6 protein-coding genes are annotated in these 2,607 nt (G+C 52.8%); 5 read left to right on the plus strand and 1 reads right to left on the minus strand.

Features of this window, described 5'->3' with window-relative positions; all coding sequences use genetic code 11:
- From F3J37_RS27705 to F3J37_RS27725, 5 genes are all read left to right on the plus strand, one after another.
- Positions 1–173, plus strand: a 173-nt coding sequence (locus F3J37_RS27705; protein ID WP_166936823.1) for a KGG domain-containing protein, incomplete at its 5' end; no start/stop codon positions are given.
- Positions 174–647: 474 nt separating this feature from the next.
- Positions 648–902: a hypothetical protein gene (locus tag F3J37_RS27710; protein WP_166936821.1), complete on the plus strand. Its 255-nt coding sequence runs from the start codon at positions 648–650 to the stop codon at positions 900–902.
- A 279-nt stretch (positions 903–1,181) separates the two neighbouring features.
- Positions 1,182–1,424, plus strand: a complete 243-nt coding sequence (gene ycgZ / locus F3J37_RS27715) for a regulatory protein YcgZ (protein ID WP_039337534.1) — start codon at positions 1,182–1,184, stop codon at positions 1,422–1,424.
- A gap of 103 nt (positions 1,425–1,527) precedes the next feature.
- The gene (locus F3J37_RS27720) at positions 1,528–1,800 is read left to right on the plus strand and encodes a hypothetical protein (protein ID WP_034830957.1); all 273 of its coding nucleotides are present in this window, start codon (positions 1,528–1,530) and stop codon (positions 1,798–1,800) included.
- 133 nt (positions 1,801–1,933) lie between these two features.
- Positions 1,934–2,200 (plus strand): biofilm/acid-resistance regulator YmgB/AriR, encoded by a 267-nt coding sequence (locus F3J37_RS27725; RefSeq protein ID WP_166936825.1) that lies wholly within the window; start codon positions 1,934–1,936, stop codon positions 2,198–2,200.
- A gap of 218 nt (positions 2,201–2,418) precedes the next feature.
- Here the strand turns inward: F3J37_RS27725 and F3J37_RS27730 are convergent.
- Positions 2,419–2,607: hypothetical protein (locus F3J37_RS27730; RefSeq protein WP_166936827.1), on the minus strand; the 189-nt coding region annotated here is incomplete at its 5' end.

The following is a 2,607-nucleotide window of genomic DNA, read 5'->3' on the forward strand; positions in this document are numbered from 1 at the left end:
CAAGACGCGGGGGAGCCGGAAATTTCGCGGCCGACCCGGCACGCGCCGCTGAGGCGGGCAGCAAAGGCGGCGCCGCCAGCGGCGGTAACTTCAAAAACTGTCCCGATCGCGCGCGCGAGGCCGGTCGTAAAGGCGGACTTATCAGCCGGCGGAGCCCAAAACCTGAAGTTTAAATAAAACCACACGGATGCGCGCCGGAAGTAAATTTTATCCCGGCGCACTTAATTAGGGAATCTTTATTTCCTAATTATCTCTGAGGTTAAAGGAGAATAATCAACAGGGCTTACCCCCTGATTTTTCTGATATGTGGCGCATATTAATAGCCAGTAACCTGCAGGCTTATCATCCATATTTTTCAGGCCATGTTAAATCCTCTTCTGAGATTAAATCCCGAAACATTCACATGCTCAGGCTGCACCTCAGGATGAAAACGATTTCAGAAAACACATAAGTTTTATTCAGTATTTTCCGATATTTACCTCTGGTAATCTTTCAGGCATCTGAATTCAGGGTGTTTTTATTGCTGTGCGGCTGAGCGTAATTCTGACTGGCGGGATAATGCGCGGAAAATATTTAAATGGAACCGGTTTTCAGTCCGTTAAGTGACTACACTGAAATACCGTAATAAAGCGGAGGAAGAGCAAAGCATGCCTGATAATGACCATGACCAGAACCAGATGATTATTGGCGAAGCGGCAGTTCATCTGGCGATGAATAATACGGACATTACCGTTGGCTCGCTTATCCGCGAGCTGGCTGAGATGGCCGCTGCAGAGGAAAATCCTGCGCGCTGCGTGCAGATAAGAGGGGCGAAACGCTGGCTCCGCAGGTTTGAGTCATTACCGGGCAACCGGGACGAGCTGAGATGGATTACCGCATCAGGCCGCGGCTCAGCGCACTGAAGGCATCCCCCGCCTGTTCGGATGATACCGGGCAGGCTTCTTCCCTGTACCCCGGCCCCTGAGCTGAGCATGCTGTTCTGACTGTTGTACAACCCCTTCGTTAACCCGCTCATCATTCGCGCGCTGATACTCACCTAAGTTACTGTTTAGTAACATCTAGCACTTTTTGCACAAAAATATAAGCTGTACAACAACACAATTGCTGTACAAGTTTGATTTAGTTGTATAACTTTACGGTCAGACAGAGCCGACTACATTTTAACCACTGAGAGGTTCACCATGCGTCAGAGCAATACGAGATTCCCGGATTCCGCCAGCGACATTGCGCATTACTTTAGCAAGGCATCGGCGCCGACCCAGCAGGAAACGCTGGGGCAGATTGTCGTTGAAATCCTGCGCGCAGGCAAGAACCTTAACCGTAAGGCCATCTGCACCAAGCTGTTACGTCGCCTTGAAGTGGCATCCAGCCTGGAAGAAGAGCGTCATTACCAGACGCTTATCGGTATGTTGTTCGAGCGTTAAGTTTCAGTTTCCATGTAAAAACGCCCCGCAGCATGCATACAAGGGCCGTCCGGACTGGGCGACCGGCACTTTGTCCGGATGACAGGCACCATAAGGCGCGGGTATGCAAAGAAGTAAATCAGAAAGACTGGTCGATATAGTTTTGGGTGATGCTGTCATAACTATGCTTGACAGCGGCGATGACATTGGCGCCGTCAGGCTGATTGGCGTGCTTAAGTCCATGACAAAGATCGAGCAGAACGCTGAACGACTGGAAGCAATTATGATGGCTATTCATGAAGTTGAAGCTACTCTTCCTCAAGTAAACAGCAGCCGTGATGCAGCAATTCTGGCTTTTAATGCTGAGCCCGCACCTGACAATGGTCGCAAGCACTGAACCTCAGCAGAGATTTCCGTTTCAGACGGAAAGTGGCAGGACGCCCGCAGGATGCGGCTACCGGAGGGTGGCCGTTTTTATTTCAGGCACTGAGCCTGGCCACTTTTGCCCGCAGGGCCTGACGGATAACACTATGCAGCTTAACGAACATCACACCACCACCGAAGCCGATATCATCCAGCACTTCCGCGGCGGCGGCGACGCGCTGGCCGCCGAGACCGCCGTGCTGGACGCCGTCATCCGCGACATCGTTATTCACGGCAAAAAGGTCACCAGCAAAGCGATCATTCTTTATCTTATCGCCGAGCTCGAGAGCACTTCAGACGTGGTCCAGCTGGACGTGCTGCGCAGCGCCCTGGAAATTGTGGTGGGCAAAACGCCTGACGACGAAGGCTTCTGATATTAATTCTGCTGCGCAGTATGCGCAGATGCCACAGCAGCCGGAGAGTCAAATCCCCCTTTTGAGGCCCATACGGAGCAGCTCACGGCGGCGGCGAGGGTAACGGCAATCCAGACTTTCACAGGCATCTCCCGGTTTAAACAATTTCACATTTATCAGTGTGGCACGTCACCGTCATTGCGCGAGGAGTGATCGTCAGAACGGGAGTAATCTGAAGGTCAGTGCATCTGCTGAGCCAGCAGCCTGACGGCGCGTTTGCAGCTCTCGCGCATCCCGGCAGCGCCTGCCGCTTCGCCCATGCTGTGCAGGGCGCTGGTGATTTCGTGAAGGGTGAGGTACTGGTCCGGCTTAAGAAGGCGCGCCACGACCGTTCCGATAACGGCGTAGATATCTTCGGCGGTGGTGTC

This window comes from Candidatus Pantoea communis, from assembly GCF_011752685.1.
Classification (GTDB): Bacteria; Pseudomonadota; Gammaproteobacteria; order Enterobacterales; family Enterobacteriaceae; genus Pantoea; species Pantoea communis.

Bases quoted from the DNA above. Each gene is read 5' to 3' on its own strand.
- F3J37_RS27720 (WP_034830957.1), top strand. From the start codon at position 1,528: ATGCAAAGAAGTAAATCAGAAAGACTGGTCGATATAGTTTTGGGTGAT.
- ycgZ (WP_039337534.1), top strand. From the start codon at position 1,182: ATGCGTCAGAGCAATACGAGATTCCCGGATTCCGCCAGCGACATTGCG.
- F3J37_RS27725 (WP_166936825.1), top strand. From the start codon at position 1,934: ATGCAGCTTAACGAACATCACACCACCACCGAAGCCGATATCATCCAG.
- F3J37_RS27710 (WP_166936821.1), top strand. From the start codon at position 648: ATGCCTGATAATGACCATGACCAGAACCAGATGATTATTGGCGAAGCG.